This window comes from Candidatus Pelagibacter sp. Uisw_137, assembly GCF_047720245.1.
Classification (GTDB): Bacteria; Pseudomonadota; Alphaproteobacteria; order Pelagibacterales; family Pelagibacteraceae; genus Pelagibacter.
Genome location: NZ_CP159811.1, coordinates 806,712 through 831,942, shown reverse-complemented (window position 1 = coordinate 831,942; position 25,231 = coordinate 806,712). Strand labels below are relative to the sequence as shown.

At 29.1% G+C, this 25,231-nt stretch carries 30 protein-coding genes and 1 riboswitch; of the genes, 21 read left to right on the top strand and 9 right to left on the bottom strand.

The window, feature by feature from the left end:
* The first annotated feature begins 19 nt into the window (after positions 1 to 19).
* Positions 20 to 1,639 carry an electron transfer flavoprotein-ubiquinone oxidoreductase gene (locus ABXT61_RS04530; RefSeq protein ID WP_415314586.1) on the top strand — a complete coding sequence of 540 codons (1,620 nt, stop codon included), beginning with the start codon at positions 20 to 22 and terminating at the stop codon, positions 1,637 to 1,639.
* Between the two features lie 14 nt (positions 1,640 to 1,653).
* Here ABXT61_RS04530 and ABXT61_RS04525 read toward each other — a convergent pair whose 3' ends face one another.
* Positions 1,654 to 1,872, bottom strand: a complete 219-nt coding sequence (locus tag ABXT61_RS04525; RefSeq protein WP_415314585.1) for a hypothetical protein — start codon at positions 1,870 to 1,872, stop codon at positions 1,654 to 1,656.
* Positions 1,873 to 1,975: 103 nt separating this feature from the next.
* Between ABXT61_RS04525 and ABXT61_RS04520 the strand changes: the two genes are divergently transcribed.
* Complete coding sequence (locus tag ABXT61_RS04520; RefSeq protein ID WP_415314584.1) at positions 1,976 to 2,947, top strand: DeoR family transcriptional regulator; 972 nt, start codon at positions 1,976 to 1,978, stop codon at positions 2,945 to 2,947.
* Between the two features lie 4 nt (positions 2,948 to 2,951).
* Here ABXT61_RS04520 and ABXT61_RS04515 read toward each other — a convergent pair whose 3' ends face one another.
* From ABXT61_RS04515 to hisI, 3 genes are read right to left on the bottom strand one after another with little or no spacing between them, the layout of a single operon-like run.
* A complete protein-coding gene (locus ABXT61_RS04515) occupies positions 2,952 to 3,803 on the bottom strand; it encodes a bile acid:sodium symporter family protein (RefSeq protein ID WP_415314583.1) in 852 nt (283 codons plus the stop codon).
* A 60-nt stretch (positions 3,804 to 3,863) separates the two neighbouring features.
* A complete protein-coding gene (locus ABXT61_RS04510; protein ID WP_415314582.1) occupies positions 3,864 to 4,238 on the bottom strand; it encodes a DUF2237 family protein in 375 nt (124 codons plus the stop codon).
* Positions 4,238 to 4,705, bottom strand: coding sequence for a phosphoribosyl-AMP cyclohydrolase (gene hisI, locus ABXT61_RS04505; protein ID WP_415314581.1), 468 nt, complete (start codon positions 4,703 to 4,705; stop codon positions 4,238 to 4,240). Before hisI ends, ABXT61_RS04510 begins: the two co-directional genes overlap by 1 nt.
* Before the next feature lie 77 nt (positions 4,706 to 4,782).
* Between hisI and folE the strand changes: the two genes are divergently transcribed.
* The 3 genes from folE to ABXT61_RS04490 are packed head-to-tail and all read left to right on the top strand — an operon-like array spanning position 4,783 to position 7,306.
* Positions 4,783 to 5,391: a GTP cyclohydrolase I FolE gene (folE, locus tag ABXT61_RS04500; protein ID WP_415285885.1), complete on the top strand. Its 609-nt coding sequence runs from the start codon at positions 4,783 to 4,785 to the stop codon at positions 5,389 to 5,391.
* Between the two features lie 22 nt (positions 5,392 to 5,413).
* Positions 5,414 to 6,415 (top strand): oxidoreductase, encoded by a 1,002-nt coding sequence (locus ABXT61_RS04495; RefSeq protein ID WP_415314580.1) that lies wholly within the window; start codon positions 5,414 to 5,416, stop codon positions 6,413 to 6,415.
* Positions 6,416 to 7,306 carry a LysR family transcriptional regulator gene (locus tag ABXT61_RS04490; RefSeq protein ID WP_415314579.1) on the top strand — a complete coding sequence of 297 codons (891 nt, stop codon included), beginning with the start codon at positions 6,416 to 6,418 and terminating at the stop codon, positions 7,304 to 7,306.
* Here the strand turns inward: ABXT61_RS04490 and ABXT61_RS04485 are convergent, their stop codons facing one another.
* Entirely contained in the window at positions 7,307 to 8,740 is a 1,434-nt protein-coding gene (locus ABXT61_RS04485; RefSeq protein ID WP_415314578.1) for a helix-turn-helix domain-containing protein, read from the bottom strand. It abuts the gene before it with no gap.
* A gap of 111 nt (positions 8,741 to 8,851) precedes the next feature.
* Between ABXT61_RS04485 and ABXT61_RS04480 the strand changes: the two genes are divergently transcribed.
* The 12 genes from ABXT61_RS04480 (at position 8,852) to ABXT61_RS04425 (ending at position 17,825) form a co-directional block, all read left to right on the top strand.
* Positions 8,852 to 9,019: a hypothetical protein gene (locus ABXT61_RS04480; protein WP_415314577.1), complete on the top strand. Its 168-nt coding sequence runs from the start codon at positions 8,852 to 8,854 to the stop codon at positions 9,017 to 9,019.
* Positions 9,020 to 9,084: 65 nt separating this feature from the next.
* Positions 9,085 to 10,362: an isocitrate lyase gene (aceA, locus tag ABXT61_RS04475; protein WP_415314576.1), complete on the top strand. Its 1,278-nt coding sequence runs from the start codon at positions 9,085 to 9,087 to the stop codon at positions 10,360 to 10,362.
* Positions 10,363 to 10,402: 40 nt separating this feature from the next.
* Positions 10,403 to 10,696 carry a hypothetical protein gene (locus ABXT61_RS04470; RefSeq protein WP_415314575.1) on the top strand — a complete coding sequence of 98 codons (294 nt, stop codon included), beginning with the start codon at positions 10,403 to 10,405 and terminating at the stop codon, positions 10,694 to 10,696.
* Positions 10,697 to 10,797: 101 nt separating this feature from the next.
* Complete coding sequence (locus ABXT61_RS04465; RefSeq protein ID WP_415314574.1) at positions 10,798 to 11,817, top strand: extracellular solute-binding protein; 1,020 nt, start codon at positions 10,798 to 10,800, stop codon at positions 11,815 to 11,817.
* A gap of 7 nt (positions 11,818 to 11,824) precedes the next feature.
* A complete protein-coding gene (locus ABXT61_RS04460) occupies positions 11,825 to 12,010 on the top strand; it encodes a hypothetical protein (RefSeq protein WP_415314573.1) in 186 nt (61 codons plus the stop codon).
* A gap of 133 nt (positions 12,011 to 12,143) precedes the next feature.
* The gene (locus ABXT61_RS04455) at positions 12,144 to 12,647 is read left to right on the top strand and encodes a peroxiredoxin (RefSeq protein WP_415315939.1); all 504 of its coding nucleotides are present in this window, start codon (positions 12,144 to 12,146) and stop codon (positions 12,645 to 12,647) included.
* A gap of 141 nt (positions 12,648 to 12,788) precedes the next feature.
* A complete protein-coding gene (locus tag ABXT61_RS04450; protein WP_415314572.1) occupies positions 12,789 to 14,399 on the top strand; it encodes an ABC transporter permease in 1,611 nt (536 codons plus the stop codon).
* Between the two features lie 5 nt (positions 14,400 to 14,404).
* Entirely contained in the window at positions 14,405 to 15,463 is a 1,059-nt protein-coding gene (locus ABXT61_RS04445) for an ABC transporter ATP-binding protein (protein WP_415314571.1), read from the top strand.
* 18 nt (positions 15,464 to 15,481) lie between these two features.
* Positions 15,482 to 16,180, top strand: coding sequence for an AzlC family ABC transporter permease (locus ABXT61_RS04440; RefSeq protein WP_415312943.1), 699 nt, complete (start codon positions 15,482 to 15,484; stop codon positions 16,178 to 16,180).
* The gene (locus ABXT61_RS04435; protein WP_415314570.1) at positions 16,180 to 16,497 is read left to right on the top strand and encodes an AzlD domain-containing protein; all 318 of its coding nucleotides are present in this window, start codon (positions 16,180 to 16,182) and stop codon (positions 16,495 to 16,497) included. Before ABXT61_RS04440 ends, ABXT61_RS04435 begins: the two co-directional genes overlap by 1 nt.
* Before the next feature lie 23 nt (positions 16,498 to 16,520).
* Positions 16,521 to 17,414, top strand: coding sequence for a DMT family transporter (locus ABXT61_RS04430; protein WP_415314569.1), 894 nt, complete (start codon positions 16,521 to 16,523; stop codon positions 17,412 to 17,414).
* Positions 17,415 to 17,459: 45 nt separating this feature from the next.
* Positions 17,460 to 17,825, top strand: coding sequence for a TlpA family protein disulfide reductase (locus ABXT61_RS04425; RefSeq protein ID WP_415314568.1), 366 nt, complete (start codon positions 17,460 to 17,462; stop codon positions 17,823 to 17,825).
* A gap of 220 nt (positions 17,826 to 18,045) precedes the next feature.
* Here ABXT61_RS04425 and ABXT61_RS04420 read toward each other — a convergent pair whose 3' ends face one another.
* The 3 genes from ABXT61_RS04420 to ABXT61_RS04410 are packed head-to-tail and all read right to left on the bottom strand — an operon-like array spanning position 18,046 to position 21,375.
* Positions 18,046 to 19,065: an MBL fold metallo-hydrolase gene (locus tag ABXT61_RS04420; RefSeq protein WP_415314567.1), complete on the bottom strand. Its 1,020-nt coding sequence runs from the start codon at positions 19,063 to 19,065 to the stop codon at positions 18,046 to 18,048.
* A 36-nt stretch (positions 19,066 to 19,101) separates the two neighbouring features.
* Entirely contained in the window at positions 19,102 to 20,421 is a 1,320-nt protein-coding gene (locus ABXT61_RS04415; protein WP_415314566.1) for an MATE family efflux transporter, read from the bottom strand.
* Positions 20,422 to 21,375: an ADP-ribosylglycohydrolase family protein gene (locus ABXT61_RS04410; protein WP_415314565.1), complete on the bottom strand. Its 954-nt coding sequence runs from the start codon at positions 21,373 to 21,375 to the stop codon at positions 20,422 to 20,424.
* Positions 21,376 to 21,426: 51 nt separating this feature from the next.
* Here ABXT61_RS04410 and ABXT61_RS04405 point away from each other — a divergent pair, with 51 nt between their 5' ends.
* Positions 21,427 to 22,140: a methyltransferase domain-containing protein gene (locus ABXT61_RS04405; protein ID WP_415314564.1), complete on the top strand. Its 714-nt coding sequence runs from the start codon at positions 21,427 to 21,429 to the stop codon at positions 22,138 to 22,140.
* On the opposite strand, the gene ABXT61_RS04400 is transcribed toward ABXT61_RS04405, so the two are convergent.
* A complete protein-coding gene (locus ABXT61_RS04400; RefSeq protein WP_415314563.1) occupies positions 22,137 to 22,664 on the bottom strand; it encodes a cytochrome b in 528 nt (175 codons plus the stop codon). The genes ABXT61_RS04405 and ABXT61_RS04400 overlap by 4 nt on opposite strands.
* A gap of 18 nt (positions 22,665 to 22,682) precedes the next feature.
* Here ABXT61_RS04400 and ABXT61_RS04395 point away from each other — a divergent pair, with 18 nt between their 5' ends.
* From ABXT61_RS04395 to ABXT61_RS04385, 3 genes are all read left to right on the top strand, one after another.
* Complete coding sequence (locus ABXT61_RS04395; protein ID WP_415314562.1) at positions 22,683 to 23,126, top strand: cytochrome c; 444 nt, start codon at positions 22,683 to 22,685, stop codon at positions 23,124 to 23,126.
* Between the two features lie 15 nt (positions 23,127 to 23,141).
* Entirely contained in the window at positions 23,142 to 23,657 is a 516-nt protein-coding gene (locus ABXT61_RS04390) for a hypothetical protein (protein WP_415314561.1), read from the top strand.
* 33 nt (positions 23,658 to 23,690) lie between these two features.
* Positions 23,691 to 23,779: riboswitch (TPP riboswitch) on the top strand.
* On the top strand, positions 23,767 to 25,215 hold the full coding sequence (locus ABXT61_RS04385; protein WP_415314560.1) for a sodium:solute symporter family transporter: 1,449 nt from the start codon (positions 23,767 to 23,769) through the stop codon (positions 25,213 to 25,215). It overlaps the preceding riboswitch by 13 nt.
* The last annotated feature ends 16 nt before the right edge of the window (positions 25,216 to 25,231 follow it).

Genomic DNA, 25,231 nt, shown 5'->3' with positions numbered 1-25,231 from the left:
TACTGTAAAAATTCAACATATGCCTAGAGAAGCAATGGATTATGATGTGGTAATCGTTGGGGGTGGTCCTTCAGGACTATCTACGGCAATTAAACTTAAACAATTGGATCCAGAATTAAATGTGTGTTTACTTGAAAAAGCTTCAGAGATTGGTGCGCATATTCTAAGTGGTAATGTGTTTGAAACTAGAGCTTTAGATGAGTTATTACCAAACTGGAAAGAACTTAATTCACCTATAAAAACTAAGGTTTCTAAAGAAAAATTCTTATTTTTAGGAAAATCAAAATCATTAAGCTGGCCGACATGGCTACTTCCATCAGTTCAACAAAATCATAATAATTACATAATCAGTTTAGCAAACCTATGTAGATGGCTAGCAGAACAAGCCGAAGTTTTAGGTGTAGAAATATTTCCAGGCTTTCCCGCAAGTGAAATTTTATACAAAGAAGATGGATCAGTTAAGGGAGTTGCAACTCAAGACATGGGAGTTGATAAAGATGGAAACAAAAAAGATAGCTTTGAACCAGGCATAGAGCTTTTAGGAAAAGTTACTGTTTTTGCAGAAGGATGCAGAGGACATCTTGGTAAACAATTAATTGAAAAATATAATTTATCAGAAGGTAAAGATCCTCAACAATATGGAATTGGGTTTAAAGAAATTTGGGAAATCAGTGAACAAAATCATGAAGAGGGAATGGTAATGCATACTGCAGGTTGGCCACTAGATAACAATACTTATGGTGGAAGCTTTATCTATCACGCAGAAAACAAACAAGTTTTTTTAGGCTATGTAATTGGTCTTGATTATAAAAACCCACACCTTTCACCGTTTGATGAGTTTCAAAGATTTAAAACTCATCCTGCAATTAAAAAGATAATTGAAGGTGGAAAACGTATTTCATATGGCGCACGTGCTTTAATTGAAGGTGGAATTCAAAGTTTACCAAAAATGTTTATGCCTGGTGCTTTATTAATCGGTTGTGATGCAGGAACTTTAAATATGCCTAAGATTAAAGGATCACACACTGCAATGAAAAGTGGAATGATTGCTGCTGAGACCATAAATGAACATTTAAAAGAAAAACAAGATTTATCAATTTATGAAGATAAATTTAAAAAAAGTTGGGTTTATGAAGAACTGCATACTGCCCGAAATGTTAAACCAAGTTTTAGCTGGGGTTTAATTCTTGGAATAATATTTACTGGAATTGATCAAATACTATTTAGAGGAAAATTACCTTTTACCTTAAGACACAAACATGCTGATCACGAAACACTAAAACCAGCAAATGAAATGCCAAAAATTGATTACCCTAAACCAGATAATGTGATTACATTTGATAAAACAAGTTCTGTTTATTTAACAGGAACTAATCATACTGATAATCAATCTGTACACTTGCATTTAAAAGATCCAAACTTACCAATAAATTATACTTTAGAAAAATTTGATGAACCAGCGCAAAGATATTGTCCTGCAGGTGTTTATGAGGTTCAAAATGAAAATGGTGTAAATAAATTTGTCATAAACTCACAAAACTGCATTCATTGCAAAACTTGCGATATAAAAGAACCTTCTCAGAATATTACTTGGGTAACGCCAGAAGGAAGTGGTGGACCTAAATATGGAAATATGTAATTAGAAATATCCTTTTAAAAAGATAAAATTAATCCAACAATAAAAATCAGAGAGAGCGTTAATCCGATAAAAACTAGGTTTGTTAGAGTTTCTTTTTCTTTAACTTTTCTAGCTCTATTTAAGAGAATATTTATATCAACTCGACCTGATGATGAAACTTCCTTGCTCTTTTCAGGGGTCGCTAAAGGAGGAAGATCATTTATCTCTGTAGAAATTATTTTTTCAGCACTCACAAGTTAATAAACCATTAAATTATAAATATAGCAATTCACCCGATGTTCATTTTGGGTTGACTCTATTCTTAATTATGTTCATTTTGGGTTAAAATATAATATTATGTCTAAATTATTACCTGAAGTATCAAAGCAAATCCGCAGTGAGGATGTACGAGAAGTAATAGAGAAAAACTTTGTTTCCATAATACCTGTTTGGGCACCACTACAATTGGCTTGGGTGAATAATGTTTATAGAACTTTTCATGACTATGAAAAATTTATGATCATTATGCATTTATTAATGCAGACATTTGAAGCATATTCTAAAAACTTTGTGAAGTTAGATTATGATGAGTATTTTGATCAAAATGAGGTTGAAATTAAATCAATTAATGTAATGGAGATATCTAAATCTCTTAATATACCAAAAGAAACAGCTAGAAGAAAAATTAATGAATTAGAAGAAATGGGTGCAATAAAAAGAATAAATAAAAAGATTATAATAGATAGAAACACTTGGCCAAATATTAAACCTCAAGAAACGATAAAAAGAATGACAAGATTTTTATCAACTTTTTCAAAAATATGTGTTAGCGAGGGGCTAATACAAAAACCATTAAGTAGTGAAAGTCTAACAAAAACATGTAAGGAGTATTTTTCATATATTTGGCAACTTTATTATCAAATGCAAATGCCTATGTTATTAGGATTTAAAAAAGTTTTTGGTGACCTAGAATCTTTTCATGTTAGTGGCATTGTTATAATCAATCATGCTTTAAATTCAAAAAAAAATGATAATAGTGAAATGAGTAAGGAATTTTATGTAGAAAAATATTTCTTTGCTGATCAAATAGATGATACAGGCATTAATGCAATGTCTATTTCAGATATTACAGGCATCCCAAGAGCTACAGTTATTAGAAAATTAAATAAATTAATTAAAGAAAACTTTTTAAAAATAGATAGTAAAAAACATTATTTTTCAACAGGTGTTTATCAAGAAGAAATATTAGATGTACAAAAAAATACCTTTAATAACTTATCTAAACTTACTGCACGTGTTTATAATTTAAGTTTAATGAAAGATAATTAAAATTTTAAGTATTTTTTCTAAGAATAAATATAAAAATTATAGAAGTTATCATCATTATCAAAGCATAAGCAGCTGTTGGTATAATAAAAGTAGTAATATTTTCACCAAATATCTGTGTCCCAACAAAAAGTGCTAAAGTTCCGTTTTGAAGTCCACATTCTATTGAAATACATCTTTGTTGTGCAACTCCAGATGTAAAATATTTTGCAATATAAAAACCTAAAATCATCATTGATATATTTAGCAATAAAGTGGGCAAGCCAGCTTGAGCAAAATAAGTTATAATATTATCCCACTCTTCAAGATAAATAGCAGCAAACACAAGCATGAATAATATAACTGAGATTTTCTGAATTAATGAAGCTTGATTATCAACAAAATTTTTAGCAAAATGCCTAATTATCATCCCAATTATTACTGGGACTGTAACAACAAGAAACATTTTTAAAGCAATACCAGTCATAGATATTTCTTTAACAATTTCAATTTCAAAGAAATCAATTGATGCAAACATTATAAATGGAACTGAAATAATACTAATCAAACTAACAACAGCAGTCAGTGTTATTGAAAGTGCAACATCTCCATCAGCAAATTTAGTAAGGACATTTGATGTAACACCACCAGGTGCACATGCAATTAGCATCAATCCAAGACCAAGTTCTGCAGATAAGTTAAGTATTAATGCTATACATAGAGCAACAATTGGTAATAAAATTAATTGACAAATAAAGCCAACCAAAAAATCTTTTGGAATTTTAATTACTCTTATGAAGTCATGGATAGTTAAACTCATCCCAAGCCCTAACATTATAAGAGCTAAAGCTATTGGAGCTATTTTTGTAGCAATTTCCATTCATAAAATCTATTAGTTCATTTTAGGTTTTTCAAGAAAAGGATTTAAAAATTAGATTGACTAAGATAAATCAATAGCGTTTTTCTTTAAAGCTTCCATAGAAACAAGTTTTAAAGTTTTTTCATGAGTTCTTTTTAAATACACAGGACAAGGTTTTCCTGCATCAACGGCTCTTGCATACCAGCTAGCACAAACACACCAACCATCTCCATCTTTTAATCCAGGAAAACCAAATTCAGGATGAGGGGTTATTAAATCATTACCAGCTTCTTTACACCATTCTAAAAATTCTGTTGTAACTTTTGCACAAACAGTATGAACACCATGATCATTTTCATCAGTGCTACAACAACCATCGCGATGCCATCCCGTTAACGGGTCGTTAGAACATTCTTCCAGGTTTTCACCTAGAACATTTTTTTGTTTATCAGTCATTATATTTTTGTAGGATTAGGGTGATCTTTGTAGACAACTTCAGGGTCAAAAGATTTTTCTTTTTCCTCAAATTTCATTTCAACCTTTCTGCCATTATTAATTGGACCCAATGGAATTGATCTATAAAAACACGATCTATAACCAACATGACAACTTGATCCATCACCAATATCAACAGTTAACCAAACTAAATCTTGATCATCATCAATTCTAATCTCTATTACTTTTTGAGTGAAGCCACTAGTTTTGCCTTTGTGCCAGATTTGCTGTCTAGATCTACTAAAATAATGAGCCTCTTTAGTCTCAATAGTTTTTTTAAAAGCTTCAACATTCATGTACCCATGCATAAGAATGTCTTTAGTCTTAGAACACATTGTGATGACTGGAATTAACCCGTCATTATCAAATTTTGGTGAAAGGAGTTTACCTTCTTCAATTTCGACTATATTTTCTCTTTTTCTAAACATAATTAGGTAATTATGTAGCATATTAGCAAATATAATAAATATTTTAAAAACAAGGATTTACTGTATAAACTTGCCTTATGAAATTAGTCGAAGAGACAGATAGTAAGATTTTAGATACCAAAAAAGTTTCTGATAAAGAAGCTGAAGAGGCTTTTAAAACTATTTTAACTTGGATGGGTGAAGATCCTAGTAGAGAAGGGTTATTAGAAACTCCTAAGAGAGTTGTTAAAGCATACAAAGAATATTTTGCTGGTTATAGTAAGGATCCTAATAAAATTTTAGATAAAACTTTTGGAGATGTCGAAGGATATGATGACATGGTTGTACAAAAAAATGTCTCTGTACAAAGTCATTGTGAACATCATATGGCTCCAATTATTGGAATTGCACATGTTGCATACATTCCAAACGAAAGAGTTGTGGGATTAAGTAAACTTGCTAGAGTTGTTGAAGTTTTTTCAAAAAGATTACAAACTCAAGAAAGACTTACAATGCAAATTGCTAAAACAATAATGGAATCTTTAGATGCAAAAGGTGTAGCAGTAACAATCGACTCAACTCATCAATGCATGACCATGAGAGGTATTAAGAAAGAAACTGCAACAACAGTTACAAATTATTTCTTAGGACAATTTAAAGAAGACCTTAGTATTCAAAATAGATATTTAAGATTTATTAGTAAGTAACTTTCTCAGGGAGGAGATAGTAATGTCAGATAATTTTAAAGCACTAGTTATTAATCAAGAGGGTGAAAGTTTTACACGAGAAGTAAAATCAATAGATAAATCATTTTTAAAATATGGCGATGTACTCGTTAAAGTAGATTATTCGGACTTAAACTATAAAGATGCACTTATTTTAAATAATGGTGCAAAATTAGTAAAAGAATTCCCACATATTCCAGGCATTGATTTTGCAGGCACTGTTTTAGAAAGTGATAATTCTAAATTCGTAAAAGGGGACGAGGTAATACTTACAGGTTGGAGAGTTGGAGAAATTTACTTTGGTGGCTATTCTCAGTTTGCAAAAGTTAATGGAGATTATTTAGTTAAAAAACCAAAAGAGATCACATCTAAACAAGCTATGATTTTAGGAACTGCTGGACTAACAGCATTATTATGTTCTTTTGCAATTAAAGCTAGAGAAGAACTTTTATTGGGTGAAAAAGTTAAAGATGTTTTGGTTACAGGTGCTTCTGGGGGTGTTGGAAGTATTGCAGTAATGATTTTAAATAAATTTGGTTACAATGTAACAGCTGTTACAGGAAAAGTAGAAAATGAAAAATACTTAAGATCATTAGGTGCTAAAAACATAATAAATAAAGCAGATTTAGATAAAGACGCTAGACCATTAGATAAAGGTCTATGGGACGGTGTTGTTGATACTGTTGGAGGAAAAATTCTAGCAAATGCGCTTGCACAAACCAGAGATAATGGAATTGTTGCAGCTTGTGGTAATGCTTCTGATTATAAATTAAATACAACAGTTATGCCTTTTATTATTAGAGGGGTTAAGCTTTGGGGAATAAATTCAGTTACTGCTTCAATAAAAAGAAGAGAGTTTGTTTGGAATGAAGTTAAAGATCTTATTGATTTTGAGCAGTTAGAAAAATCAATTAAAACTGTTAGCTTAAAAGATTTAATAGATATATTTCCAAAAATGTTAAAAGGTGAAACATCTGGAAGATATATTGTTGACCTTAATAAATAAATGGATTGGGATAAATTAAAAATATTCCATGCAGTTGCAGAAGCTGGTAGCTTTACCAACGCAACAATAAACCTAAACCTTAGTCAGTCTGCAATAAGTAGACAAATTCAATCTTTAGAACAGGATCTTAAAGTTCAACTCTTTGAAAGACACGCAAGGGGTCTTACATTAACTGAAAATGGTGAGTATTTATTTAAAACAGCCCATGATGTAATTAGCAAACTAAAAGAAGTTGAATCTACTTTGGGTGACCAAAAAAATAAACCAACTGGTAAATTAATAATTACAACAGTCAGAAGTTTTGGTACTCACTGGCTAACACCTAGAATTCAAGAATTTATGACTTTAAATCCTGAAATTGAAATTGAATTAATTTTTGATGACAAGGAATTGGATTTAAGTACTAGACAGGCAGATATAGGTATTTTCATGAGAAGACCTAAGCAGCTTAATTATATCCAAAAAAAATTAGTAGATATTAAATATTATATTTATGGATCTAATAAATATTTAGAAAAATATGGAATGCCCAAAACAATCTCAGACCTAAATAAACATAAATTTATTTCTTTTGGTAAAGGGGCACCATCTCCCGTCTACGATCCAGATTGGGCTTTAAAACTTGGAATTAAAGATTCTAAAAAAAGAAAACCAGTAATGAAAGTTAATAGTGTAATGGGTTTACTTTTAGCCGTTGAAGCTGGTGTAGGTCTAGCAGCGCTTCCTGAATATTTAGTTTCAAATTCAAACAATGTAATAAAAGTACTTCCTAATTCAGAAGGACCCATAACAGAGGCTCACTTTGTCTACCCTCAATCACTTAAGAATACTGCAAGAATTACTGCTTTTAGGAACTTTTTGTTTAGTAAAATTGGTGATTGGAAGTCTTAGTTAATTAGAATTATCATTAACATAAACTGAAACACCTCTAGAATTAATATCTACATCAAATTTTTTATGTAAAGGTGGAAAAGCTCTTTGTGGACAATCCAATCTATCACAAGTTCTGCAAGATACACCGATAGGTATTTCAGTTGTTTTGTCACTAACATTAATGTTTTCAGTGTACACAAAATCTTTTGCGTATTTTGCATCACAACCAAGACCAATTGATAATATACTTTTTGACTGACCAAAACGTCCTACACCTTTTTCAACTGTTCTTGCAATACAAACATATTTTTCACCATTGGTCATTTTACTAACAGCTGCTTGAATTACACCAGGTCGGGTGAATGCTGAATAAACATTCCATCTAGGACATGCACCGCCATATCTTGGTATATCAATTCCTGATAATGAAAATCTTTTTGATATATTTCCTGCCATATCAACTCTTAGCATGTGAAAAGGAATTCCAGGTAATTTTGGATCTTGTAAGCATGTTACACGGTGAGCAACTTGCTCAAAAGAAGTTGCAAATGTATTTTGTAATAGCTCTAAATCATATTTTAATTTTTTACATTCAGCATGAAAAGGTTTGTAGGGCATTAAAATTGCTGCACCGCAATAATTTAATAAAGCAACCTTAGTTAACTTTTCAGACTCTTCTGAAGGAAAAGAAAATTTAGATAGATAATTATCAATATCTTTCATTGCACCTTCTTGTGCAATTTGAGCTGCTGCATGAAGTTTTTTTGTTTCCAAAGAGCTATAATCACTTAATAGAAGTTCTTTTTTATTTCTATTATAAATTTTAGAAAAAGGCTTTCCTTCTTCGGGTAAAATATCTTTAACTGTAATTGAATATTCTTTATTTAAATATTCACATAAGGCAATATATCGAGTTCTGTTATTTTTTTGAATTTTATCAAAAACTTTATTTGCAAACTCTTCTAATTTTGGAAAATAGTTTTTATGTTCTTGAAGAAAGTCAGATATTACCTCACCAGGAAAAGAGTTTTTTCTATTATCAACTATTTTTCCTGAAATTTTTTCTATTTTATTAATTAGTTCATGATCTTTCTTTTTAAGAATATCTCCCAATCTAACAAGGGCTCTACCTATCTTTGGGTTTGTTCCAACAAGGTCTTTAACTTCAGGACCAAGAATATCCAGGTCTTCAAATAATTTATCATCTAGAATTTCTGAGATAGTATTTTCTAAGTTAACATCTGATTTTGATGTTAAGTCTGAGAGTTGGATATTTAATTTTTCACAAACCTTCAGTAATAAATCTCCATCTATTTTTCTTTTTCCACTTTCAATTAAGTTTAAATAGCTTGGAGAAATACCCAAATCTTCTGAAAGTTTGTTAGCTTGCAGTCCTAACTGTCTTCTAAAAGCCTTTATTTTTGGACCAATTTTTAAATCAATTTGACTCATAAGCTCTATTTGTAAATTTTGTAAATTTAAATTTACAATAAGTTTCTTTATTTTACAAGGTTTTTAACGAATTAATTAGATTTTGTAAATTTAGTAAATTATAAAGTTTACATGAACAATAAAAACATTAATAATAATCAAGAAAATCAAAGAGAAATTAACGAAAACAACAATCAGAATCAATTTAGTCAATCGGGTATTTACCTAAGAGACGATCATTGTGATTGGGGTTCTAGTGGGATGAATGAATTCACTCAAGAATTTAGTGAAAAAAAATAAGCCCTCTTACCGTTAATTTACATACGATTTAATTTTCTTAATACATAATCTAGAAAGACCTACCTATGAGCTCAGAAGCTAAAGTTTCATACGATTTAAAAAGATTTTCAGGTATCAAAAAAGACTATACTCCAGAAGAAGTAGAACGATTAAGAGGCTCAATAAAGATAGAATATTCGATGTGTAAGCATCAATCTAAAAAACTATGGGACCTGTTAAATTCAGAAAATTATATTAATACATTGGGTTCACTCTCTGGAAATCACGCTATTCAACATGCTAAAGCTGGATTAAAAGCAATTTATTTAAGTGGATGGCAAGTAGCAGCTGATGCAAACACTGCTGGTGAAATGTATCCCGATCAATCTTTATACCCATATGATAGTGCCCCAAAATTAGTTGAATCAATGAACAATGCCCTAATAAGAGCAGATCAAATTCAGCATATGGAATTGCAAGATGGTGATATGAAATCAAAAGATAGAACAGATTATATGCTACCAATTATTGCAGATGGTGAAGCAGGATTTGGTGGCCCATTAAATGTTTTTGAATTAACAAAAAAATTTATTAAAGCAGGAGCTGCTGGAGTTCACTTTGAAGATCAATTAGCTAGTGAAAAAAAATGTGGTCACATGGGTGGAAAAGTTTTAGTTCCAACTGGTACAATGATAAAAAATTTAAAAGCTGCAAGACTTGCTGCAGACATTGCAGATGTACCACTAATAATTTTAGCTAGAACTGATGCTAATGCTGCAAAATTAATTACGAATGATTTTGATGAAAATGATAAACCATTCTTGACGGGAGAAAGATCTCCGGAGGGTTTCTATTATGTTAAGCATGGAATTGAACAAGCTATTTCAAGAGGTTTAGCCTACGCACCTTATTCAGACTTAATCTGGTGTGAAACTGCAACACCAAACTTAGATGAAGCAAAAAAGTTTGCAGATGCAGTTCATGAAAAGTTTCCTGGTAAACTATTAGCTTACAACTGTTCTCCCTCGTTCAATTGGAAGAAGCATTTATCAGATGCAGAGATCTCAACATTCCAACAAAAAATTAGTGAGATGGGTTATAAATTTCAATTTATTACACTTGCTGGATTTCACACTCAAAATATTGCAATTTTTGAACTTGCTGAAAAATATAAAACAGAAGGTATGACTGCTTATTCTAAAATCCAAGAACTTGAATTTGCTAGAGAGAAGGATGGTTACACAAGTGTTAAACACCAAAGAGAAGTTGGAACATCTTATTTTGATGCAGTTTCAAACACTATAAGTAGTGGAAAAAGCTCTACAACTGCTATGGCAGGCTCTACAGAATCTGAACAGTTTTAATTAGTCTTTACTTAACCTTTAAATATGTTCTAATATTTAAATGATCTTGAGTGGAATACTTTTAATCATTTTCTATATTTCTCATCGATATATTGTTGCTTGGATTATCTATTACAATAATAGTGATAAAAGATTTGGTAATTCTATTTGGCGTTGGACTTATGATTATAAGGTTATTGGTGAAAGAGATATTTCAGATCTCGATGATAAGCCCTTTGTAAGAAAAAGAAGAATTAGAAATCGTACAGTTACCTTAATGTATTGTAATTTTTTTACAGCCTTTGTTATATCTCTGTCTTTTTTAAGTAATTTACTTATTGCGATATTATCTTAATTAACTCATTTAAACTGCGTCAATAAATGCGATTGATAATCATTCTCAATGCTAATAATAAGCATTCCAAACTAAACAACCAATAAAAACGGAAAATAATAATGAAAAAACTTACAATTATTGCATTTTTTATGGCTTTATTTGCAAACATGTCGTTTGCTGCTGAAGTTAATGTATTCAGTGCAAGACATTACGATTCAGATATTCAACTTTACGAAAAATTTACAGCTAAAACTGGAATTAAAGTAAATGTTGTATCTGGTAAAGATAAAGCTCTTCAAAAAAGAATAACAGAAGAAGGTGCCGACTCAAAAGCTGACCTTTATATTACTGCCGATGCAGGAAGATTAGGTGCATTCGCTGCAAAAGGGATGTTCCAAAATTCTATGACAACTGCAATCAAAGCTGCAGTTCCAGCAAACTTTAGAACTACTAAATGGACTGGGATAGCTAAGAGAGCAAGAATTATGTATTACTCACCTGAAAGAGTAAATGCAAATGAACTTAACGGTATGACTTATGAAGGTCTTGCTGATTCAAAATGGAAAGGTAGAGTTGTTATAAGAAAATCTAACAATATTTACAACCAATCTCTTGTTGCATCATTAGTAAAAAATAATGGTAAAGCAGCAACTTGTTCTTGGGCAAAAGGTATTGTGGCTAACATGGCTAGAGACTCTAAAGGAAATGATAGAGCTCAAATTTTAGCTGTAGCCGCGGGTGAAGCTGATCTAGCAGTAGCTAATACATATTATTATGCTTTGATGTTATCTGGAAAAAAAGGTGCTGAACAACAAGCAGCTGCTAAAAAAGTTTTACCTTTTTTCCCTAACCAAGGAGATAGAGGAACTCACATGAACATTAGTGGAGGAGGAGTGATTAAAACTGCACCAAACCCTGATAATGCAAAAAAACTACTTGAGTTTTTATTAACTAAAGAAGCACAAGAACACATAGTTAATAATACATTTGAATATCCAATGATTGATGGTGTTGAGCCTCATGCATTAGTTAAACAAATGGGTCTTGGATATAATCAAGATTTAGAAACTAAAGTTGCTAATTATGGAAAACAACAAGCTACAGCACTTGAGTGTATGTTGGCTGCAAGTTGGAAGTAATAAGTTAGTGAAAAAGAATTTATTTAATATTGATTTAAATAAATCTTCTGACGTATATGGGTCACAATCTCTGAAAGCTTGTGATCCATGTGCAGCAGAGTGTGAAAAAATCAATAGAAAAATAAATAATAGAAAATTATCAGATATTGAAGATAAAGAGGTTGCACATATCCTCTCTCCTTTTAATACATAATTTTCTTTTTAATGATTGTGCTCATAGCTCTACAAAAGGTATTTACCCTACCTAATTTAACTATGAGCACTAAAAAATTCAAATGCAAGTAATTCAATTAAACAAACACTTAAAAAATAACAGGAATAGAATGATAGAAGGAAAAAAATGTTCAAATGTAGTTTTGAAAACAAGAAAAATTGGAAAATGGGTCGATGTAAGTACTGATGAAATATTCAAAGGTAAAAAAGTAATACTATTTTCATTACCAGGTGCATTTACGCCAGTATGTTCTGAAAAGCAGTTACCAGGATTTGAAGAAAATTATGATAAATTGTTAAGCTTAGGTATTAATGAAGTTTATTGCATTAGCGTTAATGACGGTTTTGTAATGAATGCTTGGGCTGATCAACAAAAATTAAGAAAAGTTAAGGTATTACCAGATGGAAATGCTGATTTTACAAGGGCAATGGGCATGTTAGTTGACAAAAAGCATGTTGGTTTTGGTCAAAGAAGCTGGAGATATTGTACAATTATTAATGATGGTGTTGTTGAAAAATGGTGGCAAGAGGATGGCATGAATAATGATGGAAGTGATCCTGATCCATATGATCAAACAACTCCTGAAAATTGCATAGAATATCTATCTAAAAAATAAAAGCTACAAACCCATGCTTAATAAGAAAATTTTAGGAATTAGCTCTATAATCTCTCTCTCAAATTGGTTTTAGAGCTGGTATTGACTTCCCTTGGTAACGAGGGAAGTTTCTTAAAAATAATTATTAAGGTAATGTAAATTATGGGATTTAGAAAAATAAATATTTGGTATGTATCATCACTACTTATTTCTTTAGTAGTGGCTGCACCGATTTTAACTGTATTCAGCAGTTTTTTTGAAACTACTGGAGATTATAGTTTAATTCTAAAGAATACTTTTCTTTATGATTATATTTATAATTCTTTAATACTTTTAATAGGTGTTTTATTTTTAACATTTATAATTGGTGTTGGATGTGCTTACTTAGTTTCATTTTATAATTTTCCAGGTGTAAATTTTTTTAAATGGTCACTGATACTATCTTTTGCTGTCCCAGCTTATATTTATGCATATTCCCTAACTGCTTTTTTTGAAAATTATGGAACAGCTTTTTCAATTTTAAAAAACCTTTTTGGAGAAGGTAATTATAATTCCCATATTCCTAAATTTGATGGAATGATTGGTGCTATAATCTCAATATCATTTTCATTATTTGGTTATGTTTATGTTTTAACCAGAACATCATTTCATTATCAGTCTCAAAATTTAATAGAACTTGGAAAAAACCTTGGTTTTTCTAAAAAAAAATCTTTTTTTAAAATAATACTTCCCTCTGCAAGACCTGCTATAGTTGCTGGCTTATCATTGGTTGCAATGGAAACTTTGTCAGATTTTGGATCTGTATCTTTTTTTGGAATATCTACTTTTACTACAGGAATATATAATGCCTGGATTTCTTTTGACGATCTTACTCTTGCTAACAGATTATCATTTTACCTATTAATTTTTATTCTTGGATTGTTTGTATTAGAAAATTTTTCAAGAAAGAAGGCTCAATATCACTCACCTTCTAAAGGAGGGTTTAAATCTAAATCAGTTATTAATTTAAGCGGATATAAGTCGTTTTTAGCATTTTCTTTTTGTATGTTAGTTTTTACTATAAGTTTTTTATTTCCAGTCCTTCAAATGCTTTATTGGACAATTCTATTTCCAAAACATTTAGCTGATTTAGATCTAGTTGACTTATTTTCTAATACTGCAATTTTAGTATTTTTATCTAGCTGCTTATTAGTTGTCCTAGCTTTTATTTCAAATTATGGAAACAGAGTTTCTAAAAGTAAATTTTTAGAAGCCCTAACTACTTTTTCAATTTCAGGATATGCAATACCAGGAGTTATTTTGGCAGTAGCATTCATTAGCTTTATCTCATGGTTTGACAATAGTATATTAGGTCAGGGAGGTATAAAGCCAATTTTTATAGGATCTATTCTTGGTCTAGTTTTAGTATATTTTATTCGATTTTATTCATTAGCGAGCAATGGAATTAAATCAGGATATTTAAAAATTAATTATTCCATTGATGAAGGTGCATATCTGCTTGGATATTCTAAATTCAAGACATTCAAAAACATACATGTCCCATATTTAAAAAATTCAATTTTATTGATAGGAATTTTATTAGCCATTGAAATCATTAAAGAGTTACCAATTACGCTAATTATGAGACCATTTAATTTTGAAACTTTTGCAACAAAAGCATATATCTATGCATCTCAAGATTTATTAGAGGCCGCAGCAGCTCCATCATTATTCCTTATAATTATTGCAAGTTTCTTTATTTTAATTACATCTAATTATATTCTTAAAGATTAAAAAATATGACAAAAAATTTTCTAGAAATTGATAATGTAACGTTTACTGCTAGTGCACAAAACAAAGTATGTAATGTTTCGTTAACTATTGAAAATCAGGGGGACATTATTTGTTTACTAGGTCCATCTGGAATTGGTAAAACTACAATACTTAGAACAATCGCTGGCCTGGAAAAAATTAATTCAGGAAAAATTAAATTAAAGAATAAATTACTTTCTTCTAAAGATGTTCATGTGGAACCAGAAGATAGGAATATATCAATGGCTTTTCAAGATAATTCACTTTTTCCTCATTATAATGTTTTAGAAAATATAAAATTTGGTGCAGAGAGAAATAAAAAGAAGAAAAAAGGGTTAAATATAAATGAAATAATTAAATTTCTTCATATTGATCATGTAGTTGATAAATTTCCACATCAAATAAGTTCTGGTGAAGCGCAAAGAGCCTCTTTAGCCAGATCTTTATTATCTAACCCAGACTTATTATTATTAGATGAGCCTTTATCAAATATTGATCAAAGTTTTAAAGAAGAAATTCAAGTTAAGTTAAAACAAATCCTTACTGAGCAAAAAATAACAACTATCATTGTTACACATGACTCGTATGAAGCTTTTTACTTGGGTACAAAATGTGGAATAATTCTTGATGAACAATTAAAACAATTTGATGATCCATATAACGTTTACCATTTTCCAAATTCTGTAGAGGTGGTTAATTTTTTGAATAGAGGAATTTTAATTCCAGCAAAAGTTACTGGTGAAAACAGTTTAGAGAGTGTTGACTTAGGTACAATAACTGGCGATTTTATAAAACATTACCCAAAAGGATCTGAAGTTCAACTTTTATTACAACCAGAAGATCTGGAACATGATGATCAGAGCAATTTAAAATTAGAAGTTGTTGATAGAAAATTTAGGGGAACAAATTTTATCTATACTCTTAAAACTATGAGTAATAAATTAATACCTGTCTTTGTACACTCTCACCATATTCATCAACACCAAGTAGATGAAAAATTTGGCATCAAGAGACCAATTAATATTGATCATATAGTTTGTTTCTAATACAAAACTTAACTTAAAATGAATGATAGATTAAAAACCTTATCTAGAGGAATAATTGACGTAAGTCCTTTAATGATACCTGTGGTTCCATTTGGAATTATTTATGGTGTTATTGGTATGGAATTAGGTTTGGGTGCGTACATGACATTTGGAATGTCCATTATAATTTTTGGTGGAGCCTCTCAAATAGTTTTACTTCAGTTATTTTCAGGCGGAGCTTCATCTTTAGTTGCAATAACTTCTGTTGGTGCGGTAAATTCTAGACACTTATTATATGGGGCAGTTTTTTCAGAATATTTATCTCATTTAAAATTAACGTGGAAAATAATTTTGTCTTACGTGTTAATTGATCAAGCATTTGCTGTCTCAAATACTTATTTTAAGAAGAATAAAGAAAATGAATTTAAACATTACCACTTATTAGGTGCAGGCTTTACCTGTTGGATAGTTTGGCAAATATCAACAGTGTTAGGTATTGTTCTAGGATCAGTTATACCTGAAGAGTTAGGTTTAAGTTTTACTATTTCTTTAACCTTTTTGGCCTTGTTAATTAATGATTTTAGAAAATTTAAAAATATTATTGTGATGTTGGTATCAGGTATTGTTGCAACTATTGGCTACAATACAATACCATTTCAAGCATATATTATCGTTGCAGCCATAGCTGCTTTACTAATTGCTACATTATTAACTTTGATAACTTTAAAGAAAAATTAATGCATTGGTCGACAATTATTTATTGTGGAATTATTACTTACCTAACAAGGTTTTCTATGATTTTTTTATTAAAAGAAGACATATTAAACGATAAGACAAAAAAAATACTTTCTTATGTACCTTCTGCAATTTTCCCTGCAATAATCTTTCCACCAATATTTCTAGATAGCGCAGGCGCAATAGATATTGAAAATAATCCAAAAATATTAGCTTCTATATTTGCAATAATTATTGGTTATTTTAGTCGAAGTATTATTGCCACAATATTTGGGGGACTTATTTCTTATTGGTTTTTGATTTTTGTATATTACCAATAGAAAAACTTATAATTAAACCTCTCATGTTTCATAAATTTAAAGTTAGCAACGATTTACTTGGCATATTTTATATGCTTTTATGTCAATTCTCATTTGCAACAAATGATGCTTTTGTAAAAGTTATTTACGAAAGCTATGATGAGATATTTGTTTTAAACCAAATCATTTTTATTAGGGGTATTTTTACATTACTTTTCATTTTATTATTTCTTTATATTAAGAAAGAACTTAATTTTAAGTTAATCTTTACTTCGAATGAATTGAGAGTGAGAGGTATTTTAGAATCCTTAGCAGCTTTATTTTTTTTCATTGGTATTGCTCTATTACCCTTTGCAAATGTTTATATTTTATTGAGCATGGCACCAATTTTATTAACTGCATTTAGTGCAATATTTTTAAGAGAAAAAGTTAGATGGAGAAGATGGAGTGCAGTGTTATTGGGTTTTGTTGGTGTGGTGGTGGTAATTAATCCTGGAAAATTAGAGACTAGTTATTATTTTATCTTTCCTATAATTGCAGCAATTATGCTTTCGATTAGAGACATGTATACAAAAAATTTTAAAAAAGATTATCCCAGTCTACAAATTGCATTTATGACCTGTTTTGTTGTTACGGCTCTTTTTGGCCTGTTAAGTATTTATAAGTTTTATGATTTTAGTTTAAAGGATATATTTATTTTGTTTATTGCTGCTTTTTTTTTAGCCCTAGGCTATATTTTTTCAATAGCAACAATTAAAATTGCACTAGTTTCTGTCACATCAACATTTAGATACTCAGTTATTTTATGGGGAATATTATATGGATATTTTTTATTTGATGAGGTGCCATTAACTAATACTTATATAGGAGCTTTAATAATTGTTATTAGTGGATTAATTATTATTTCAAGACAAAAAAAGATTGGGGTTATAAAATAAAATCATATTCTTGTTAATCGAACTTTTAAGACATATGATTAGAATATGAAAAAAATATTAATTATAATTTTTGCGTTATTTACAATTAAAGCTTTTGCGGCTGATAAAAGCACAACTTTTAATAATGAAATTTTTCAAAAAGCTCAACTTGAAGGAAAAACAGTTGTTATTAATTCTTGGAATGAAACTTGCTCAACATGCAAGGCACAGATAAAAATTCTAGATCAAGCTGAAAAAGAATTTAAAGATGTTCTTTTTTTAAGTTTTGAACAGACTAAAGATATCGATATAGCAAAACAATTAGGTATTGATTATTGGACTACTATTGTTGTTTATAAAAACAACAAAGAAGTACAGAGAAGTATTGGCCAAATGGATAAAGCTAAAATTTACGAATTAATAAAATCTTAATCTCAAATAATTAAGCCTATTGATGATTATTTGACGACCCAAAGAATGATATTTATTATATAAACCAAAATACCATAAAACATAAACATGAGTATCTTATCTTTTCCTGTTTTTTCTTTCCAGTTTAATTTAAATAATACCGAAGGAGAAGCTACTAATAGTATAATCCCAATTACAATTACCAGTAACGATAAGATTATAAATATATTCATAATTAAATTTATTTAATTAATTCTAAACCAGCTTGTTTCCAGTTTTTTAGACCACCAATTAAGTGTAAGCATTTACTATATTGATAAGACTTTGATATTTGCACTGCTAGAGTGGATCTTTGACCAATAGCACAATAAAACAAAATCTTTTTATTCTGTAATTTAGTTTTATTTTTATCTAAATAATCATTAATTTCTGGGAAAGATACTCTTGTACTATTTTTAATCTTTCCAATTTTATCTAGTTCATTTTGCTCTCTAAGATCTATTAAAGTTATATCTTTTTCTAATAAGCAATTTTTAAACTCATCAGGTTCAATTCCGTTATTAACCTTTTGCTTATCAAGATCTATTCCAAGTTTTAAATTATTAGGAACTGCTACATCCATCAATTTTGGGTCAGGTAAATTAAGATTATTCATAATTTCTATATATTCATTAACTGACTTAACTTGCAGCCGTGGGTTAAATTTTTTTTCTTCTAAAATGGTACTTACAGTATCTCCCTTATAATCATGAGCTGGATACACTAAGGTTTCATCTGGTAATTTTAATAATTTATTAAAAATAGAATTATATGAATCTTGTGGATCACCATTTTGAAAATCAGTTCTTCCAGTTCCTCTAATTAATAATGTATCGCCAGTAAAAACCCTATCATTCATTAAGAAACTAAAACTTTCTGATGTATGACCTGGTGTGAATAAAGCTCTAAACTCTAGACCATCAATTTTGATTAATTCTTCATCTGAAACTTGCATAGACACAACATCTACTGGAGTTTTATCACCCATAATTGTTACACAATTTGTTTGATCTCTTAGTTCTGCAATTCCCGAGATATGATCTGCATGAATGTGAGTATCTATTACTTTAACTAACTTTAAATTTAACTCTTTTAATAGCTGTATATATCTTTCAACATTTTCTAATACGGGATCAATGATTAAAGCCTCCCTACCTTTAGCAGAAGCAATTAAATAAGTGTAGGTACTTGAACTCTTGTCAAATAATTGACGAAATAACATTTGAATACATTATCATTATATTGAGAATAGTAGAATCTATTTAATAGTACCAAATCTTAAGTAAATTTTTTCTAAATAATAAAATAGAGATAATGCTCTTAACACCATGAACAAACACAGGGAAATCCATATTCCAGTATTTCCTATTATTTTTGTTAAATATAAAGATATTAATAAATAAGAAAATACTGAGAAAATCATCGCATTTCTAAGTTCTTTTGTTTGTGAAGCACCAATAAATATTCCATCAAATTGATAACAAAATGATGAAATGAAGGGCATAAGTATTAGCCATACAGCATAAGACGAACTTAGATTTCTAATACTTTCAATATCAGACATTAATGTAATGACGTACCTGTTAATAAAAAAATAAATTATTGAAATAATTAATCCAGTAAGTGTACTTAAAATAAAGGAGTTTTTAACAATCTTTTTAAACAAGCCTATATCTTTTTTACCCAAAGAATATCCAACCATACCTTCAGTTGAAAATGCGTAAGCATCAAGAATGAAAGCAGACAAAAAGACTAAGTTAATCAAGATGGCATTTGCGGCAATATAGTCTTCACCAATTTGACTGCCAAGATAAGTAAACCAAAAAAATGAAAAGGTTAACAATATAGTTCTAATAAATATGTTTAGATTAATATTAAAAATATTTTTAAGTTTATTAAGATCTATTAATTTATTAATGTTAATATGAATTTTAGACATTCTATTTAGATACCAAAATGTATAACTTAGAAAAGTTGTGGATATTAAAAGTGCTGAGAATAAAGTCCCATAAGCAACCCCTTTAATATTTAAATTAAATTTTGAAACTAAAATAATACTTAAAACTATATTTAGAATTGAAAAAAGACCAACGGCTAAACTTGAGATTTTGGTCTTTTGTAATCCAACAAATAAACCAGTTATAATGTAAAGTGTTAACTCACCAGGTGCTGAATAAATTCTTATTTGAAAGTAATCCTGATAAAATTGCCTAGTAGTGTCTGATAAATTAAAAATACCTACACTTAGATTAAATATATAATTTTGTAATAAGATTAAGATCACTGAAATTAGTAAAACAAAAACTAAATTTCGAACAACAATATTAAATATTTCTGTGTAATCTTCTTTACCATAAGCTTGTGAAACTAAACCAACGGTTCCCATTCTTAAAAAACCAAAGCTCCAAAAAATCATAGAAAATAAATTACCAGCAACAGAAGTTGCTGCTAAATATGATAAATTACCAAGATTACCCATTAAACCAGTATCAATAATGCCAACAAGTGGAATAGCCAAGTTTGCAAAAAAAATAGGAATAGATAATTTTAAGATGTATTTAATCGATGGGTTTTGCATTTAAGCAATAAACTTCAGTATAGCTTTAGCTGGATTTGTTTTTTTAATCCAATCTTGAGGGATACCTTTAAAGCCTTTGTAAGCTGCAAAATAAGCACCTACAAAATTAGCACGAGAACAATTACATCCACCAGCTTTAATTGTTTTTACAATGGCAGTTTTAAAACTTTTAGAGGTGATAATTGCATGTATTGCACCATTAAAAGTGCCTGGATAACTACATGCTTTACCAAATTTCTTTACAACAAAATTGTGAGGTTTTGACTTAATTCTTTTAACTTTTTTGATGTTTTCAATAACATTTTTAAAATATTTATTTTTTATATTTTTTCTTAAAAAACTATTAATTGGATCCTTGTCTCCTTTATCAGCTAAATCAATAATCTTAAGTTTTGCTAAAGCAAATTGCTCACTAATTTTGCCATTAGCAACAGTTCTTATAATTTGTTTTGTTTTCTGGTCAGAATTGTTTGAAAAATAAAAGGGTAGACTTGCACAATACCCATCTGACTCGTTAACTTTAGTTCCCCCTGTAATAGTTTTTTTTAATTTAATATTTTTAATGGTTTCTAAAATATTTTGATGAATCCATGGGCCTTTCATGGCTGTTTTCCATTTAATCTTTTTGTATTTTTTTCTTAAAGATAAATTTTTCCAATAGCTTGAGCCTGGGCCAAAATTTTTGACAATATTTTTTTTAAAAAGTTTAATAACTTCTTTATAGTTGGTAGTTTTTGTTAATGTTTTAAACATAACCTGACCTACATCGTTGTATCCAGAAACTTCACCTGTTTTAATAGAATAGAATGGAGATCTATTTTGCCTAAAGAAAGCAATTTTCTTTTTTCCTTTAATATAGGAATTGAGTTTTTTTTTATCATAGACCCAATGCAAAGGTCTTGCTGCTGCATCTGCAACAGTTGCGCCAAGAAATATATGTAACTTATTAAACATCAATAACTAATACTTTATTTAAATATAAGTTAAAATGTTTTAAATTAAGCAATGTTAAGTTTTAAAAATTGGGATAACAAAACTTGGATTTCATCTACAAAATATATCCAGTCCTTCAATAATTTTTTACTAAAACAAAAAAAATTAACTAAACACTCAAAAATTATAGATATTGGATGTGGTCGTGGCAAGATAATGGGTTCATTATCTTCTAAACTCAAATTAATAAATAAGCCTATTGGACTTGATATTGAAAATCATAAAGATTTTGACAAAAGAATTATATTTAAAAAAACAAATGCAATTAAATATCTTAGAAATAATCAAAAGAAATTTGATTTAATATTGATTAAACAAACTATTCACTTATTTAACTTAAAAGACATTGAGAAGATATTAAGCTATTCATACGCCAGTTTAGAAATGGGAGGGATTATTTTAATTTTAACTTTAGATACAAATAATAATGAAATTCCTACATTTTCTTTAATGAAACAAAAACTTAACCAGTCGTTCAAGAGAGACACCCTTATTTGGAAAAAACTACTTCAACTAAATGTAAAAAAAAGTATCACTAAATTTAATTTTAAAGTGAATGTTAAAAAAAACATATATTTAAAGATGATAAAAAAGCATTATATATCCACTTTATTAAAATTTAGTTCACTTCAAATTTCTAATGGAATTAATGAGATTAATCTTAAATATAAAAAAAACATTTTATTTAATGATAAACTCAAATGCATAATATTTACAAAAGTTTAAAGAATTCTCTTTAAAATATTTTCTCTTAAAAAAAATTTATGAAACAGTACAGCTAAAATATGTAATGTAATTAATCCAATCAATGCATAATTTGCTAATATATGAATTGAATAAAACTGCTCAGAAAGCTCATAATTATAAGTTAAATTAATTTTTTTAAAAAAAATAACCAAGCTTTCACCATTAAATAGTTTTTTTAAGATACCTGAGATTGTGACTGTTAACAAAGTTAAATATAATAATAAGTGATTTAATCTTGCTATAAATTTTTCTCCTAGAAAAGCACTTCCTTTAAAATCAGGGGCTGGTGTAAATAGTTTAAAGATCAACCTTATTAGGGCTACATAAAATATGATTAATCCAAATAATATATGATAATTTTCTATATCAACTCTAGTTTGATCAAAGTCTAAATCTACCAAATAAAACCCCAAAGGTATTTGAACTATTAATCCTGCGGCAGTTAGCCAGTGGAATAATTTACTAAGTAATCCATATTTTGATCTATTATTTAATACAGACATATTTAAATTAAACACATTATGACAACAATTAAAAATACTTTATTTTTTATATTTATATTATTTTATAGTTTCAGTGCTTTTTCTGAACAAACTGTAGAAGAGATTATTAAAGAAAGAAAATCTATTTTTAGTAAAAATTATAAAACTGCAAAAAGAGTTAATAGTCTTGCTTCTAATGGAGATATAGATGAAGCAAAAAAACTAATGATTGAAATGAGTGGTAATTATAAAAGATTAATAGATCTTTTTCCTGAAAATTCAAAAGTAGGATTTGGAACAGAGGCATTGCCTTCTATTTGGGAAAATAAAGATGAATTTAATTTATTAATGGCAAAAGCTTCAAGTAATATGATTGAACTAACATCTGTTATAGATGAAACAGAAGATATGAAGGCAACTCTTGGAAAATATATGTGGAGTAGCTGTAAGTCTTGTCACTCAAGATTTAGAGCTGAACATTAAGTTAAAAATTTCAAAATGTTATCTGATAAAATTAAAGACTATTTAAATGAATACATAAGCCAAGAAGTATATGTTCAGGTAGCTGTTGCAAAAGGTAAAAATAAAATTTCAACTAATGCAGCAATTAGTAAGTATTTTGAAAGTAATCATTTTACAGGTCTAGCTGAAGGCAAACCTTACAATACTTTTTTAGATGATCTTAAAGATAAGTGTTTAGGAAAATTAGTAAACTCTCCAATGAAGGATAGTAAAACAGATGATGAAATTATTATTGAACTTCAAAGAAAGCTTAACACTTTAAAAATTGAAGAGTTAAATGATACTTACTGGGAAGTAGAGACTGGTGAATATTTAAGTGATGCAGATATTAAAGAAATTGAACTCGAGAGAGATACTTTAATTGAATTTCTAACTTCAAAAGATGAAGCGCATGACACTGTAAGTACTCTTTGTAAAAATTATGAAAAATTATGTAAGGAAAAGTATCCAGAAGCTCCATTACCTTTAGAAATACTAGATACTAAACACTAAGTTTTTCTTTAATAATTTAAATTATAGTCTATAAAAAGTTGTAAGGGGTGTCGTAACTGACTGAGAATAAACCCTAATAACCTGTCCGGTAATTCAGAAAGGGAGAACAATGGATAAAACATACTTTATAAGTCAATCAACATCATTAACACTTGTCATTACTATAAGCTTAATATTTACAATAGTTGGATTAATTTACTCTAAAAAATATCAAGGAATTAACAATTATCTAACGGCGAATAGAAATATTGGTTTCTTTTCACTAACGACAAGCCTAATTGCATCAGCGCTTGGAGCTTGGATCTTATTTGGTCCAGCATCTGCTGCAACATGGGGTGGAATAGGAGCTGTGATTGGTTATGCGTTAGGAACGGCGTTCCCAATGATCTTTTTAATTTCACTTGGAAAAAAAATAAGAACAGAGTTTCCAAAAGGTTCAACTCTAATTGAATTTTTAAGAAAAAGATTTGGTAAGAGTTTATTTAAACTTATTTTATTGATGACAGTATTTTATATGTTTGTTTTTTTATGCGCTGAAGTTACAGCGGTTGCAATATTAATAAATTATATTTCAGGCACTGAACTTTGGGTTACCTCTTTAATTATTCTTATCGCAACACTTGCATACACTTTATATGGTGGCTTAAGAGCTTCAATTTTTACAGACAATATTCAAATGATAGTAATTGTAGCTTTATTATTAATTTCAGTATTTTATCTAACATTATTTACAGGGGATCAGTTTTCTTTCTCATTTATTAAAGAAAAAAGTCCCCACTTACTAAGTGCGAGCTATATTCCAAACTATACTGCTGGATTAACTTTCTTTATTGCAGTTGCTGCAACCAATCTTTTTCACCAAGGGAATTGGCAAAGAGTTTATGCAGCTAAAAATAATGATGTCTTAAAGAAAAGTTTAATTGTTGCATTTATTGTAATTATTCCAATAGTCTTTTTTATGGGCTTTAGTGGTTTAGTTGCAGTGTCAGCTAATCCTAAAGTTATTCCTGACCTTGGTTTCTTCTCTTTATTATTAAGTGAGCAGACAGAATTTTTATCATTAATAATTGTGATCCTTGGCCTGTCATTAACAATTAGTACTGTTGATACTTTAGTTAATGCCATATCAAGTTTAATAGTAGTTGATGGTAAAGCGACTTTAAATCTAGATAAGAAAACTAATTACTTAACTCTTTCAAAATATTTTATAGTAGCTCTTTCAATTATAGCTTTTGCAATTGCCTCAAAAGGGTTCAGTGTTTTATACTTATTCCTTTTAGCTGATTTATTTTGTTGTGCGTTTGTGCTTACTGTTTTTTATAGTTTCTATAATAAAAAGTTGAATGAAAAAACGGCATATATTTCAATTATTATTGGATTAATTGGAGGCTTTCTTTTATTCCCAGCTCCTGATTTTTCAAAGAGCTTACTAGTTGGTATAATTTTATCAGTGGATACTTTTCCAGCTTTTGTCTCTCAATCATTGTTGTTTTTATCTTTTATTATCGCAACTTTTCTACCGATGATATTTTGGAAAATAAAAGGATCTAAAAAATAGACCTAATAATTTGTAA

Coding starts and splice junctions, on each gene's coding strand:
- ABXT61_RS04530 (WP_415314586.1), top strand. CDS start 20: ATGCCTAGAGAAGCAATGGATTATGATGTGGTAATCGTTGGGGGTGGT.
- ABXT61_RS04520 (WP_415314584.1), top strand. CDS start 1,976: ATGTCTAAATTATTACCTGAAGTATCAAAGCAAATCCGCAGTGAGGAT.
- ABXT61_RS04515 (WP_415314583.1), bottom strand. CDS start 3,803: ATGGAAATTGCTACAAAAATAGCTCCAATAGCTTTAGCTCTTATAATG.
- ABXT61_RS04510 (WP_415314582.1), bottom strand. CDS start 4,238: ATGACTGATAAACAAAAAAATGTTCTAGGTGAAAACCTGGAAGAATGT.
- hisI (WP_415314581.1), bottom strand. CDS start 4,705: ATGTTTAGAAAAAGAGAAAATATAGTCGAAATTGAAGAAGGTAAACTC.
- folE (WP_415285885.1), top strand. CDS start 4,783: ATGAAATTAGTCGAAGAGACAGATAGTAAGATTTTAGATACCAAAAAA.
- ABXT61_RS04495 (WP_415314580.1), top strand. CDS start 5,414: ATGTCAGATAATTTTAAAGCACTAGTTATTAATCAAGAGGGTGAAAGT.
- ABXT61_RS04490 (WP_415314579.1), top strand. CDS start 6,416: ATGGATTGGGATAAATTAAAAATATTCCATGCAGTTGCAGAAGCTGGT.
- ABXT61_RS04485 (WP_415314578.1), bottom strand. CDS start 8,740: ATGAGTCAAATTGATTTAAAAATTGGTCCAAAAATAAAGGCTTTTAGA.
- ABXT61_RS04480 (WP_415314577.1), top strand. CDS start 8,852: ATGAACAATAAAAACATTAATAATAATCAAGAAAATCAAAGAGAAATT.
- aceA (WP_415314576.1), top strand. CDS start 9,085: ATGAGCTCAGAAGCTAAAGTTTCATACGATTTAAAAAGATTTTCAGGT.
- ABXT61_RS04470 (WP_415314575.1), top strand. CDS start 10,403: ATGATCTTGAGTGGAATACTTTTAATCATTTTCTATATTTCTCATCGA.
- ABXT61_RS04465 (WP_415314574.1), top strand. CDS start 10,798: ATGAAAAAACTTACAATTATTGCATTTTTTATGGCTTTATTTGCAAAC.
- ABXT61_RS04450 (WP_415314572.1), top strand. CDS start 12,789: ATGGGATTTAGAAAAATAAATATTTGGTATGTATCATCACTACTTATT.
- ABXT61_RS04445 (WP_415314571.1), top strand. CDS start 14,405: ATGACAAAAAATTTTCTAGAAATTGATAATGTAACGTTTACTGCTAGT.
- ABXT61_RS04440 (WP_415312943.1), top strand. CDS start 15,482: ATGAATGATAGATTAAAAACCTTATCTAGAGGAATAATTGACGTAAGT.
- ABXT61_RS04435 (WP_415314570.1), top strand. CDS start 16,180: ATGCATTGGTCGACAATTATTTATTGTGGAATTATTACTTACCTAACA.
- ABXT61_RS04430 (WP_415314569.1), top strand. CDS start 16,521: ATGTTTCATAAATTTAAAGTTAGCAACGATTTACTTGGCATATTTTAT.
- ABXT61_RS04425 (WP_415314568.1), top strand. CDS start 17,460: ATGAAAAAAATATTAATTATAATTTTTGCGTTATTTACAATTAAAGCT.
- ABXT61_RS04420 (WP_415314567.1), bottom strand. CDS start 19,065: ATGTTATTTCGTCAATTATTTGACAAGAGTTCAAGTACCTACACTTAT.
- ABXT61_RS04415 (WP_415314566.1), bottom strand. CDS start 20,421: ATGCAAAACCCATCGATTAAATACATCTTAAAATTATCTATTCCTATT.
- ABXT61_RS04410 (WP_415314565.1), bottom strand. CDS start 21,375: ATGTTTAATAAGTTACATATATTTCTTGGCGCAACTGTTGCAGATGCA.
- ABXT61_RS04405 (WP_415314564.1), top strand. CDS start 21,427: ATGTTAAGTTTTAAAAATTGGGATAACAAAACTTGGATTTCATCTACA.
- ABXT61_RS04400 (WP_415314563.1), bottom strand. CDS start 22,664: ATGTCTGTATTAAATAATAGATCAAAATATGGATTACTTAGTAAATTA.
- ABXT61_RS04395 (WP_415314562.1), top strand. CDS start 22,683: ATGACAACAATTAAAAATACTTTATTTTTTATATTTATATTATTTTAT.
- ABXT61_RS04390 (WP_415314561.1), top strand. CDS start 23,142: ATGTTATCTGATAAAATTAAAGACTATTTAAATGAATACATAAGCCAA.
- ABXT61_RS04385 (WP_415314560.1), top strand. CDS start 23,767: ATGGATAAAACATACTTTATAAGTCAATCAACATCATTAACACTTGTC.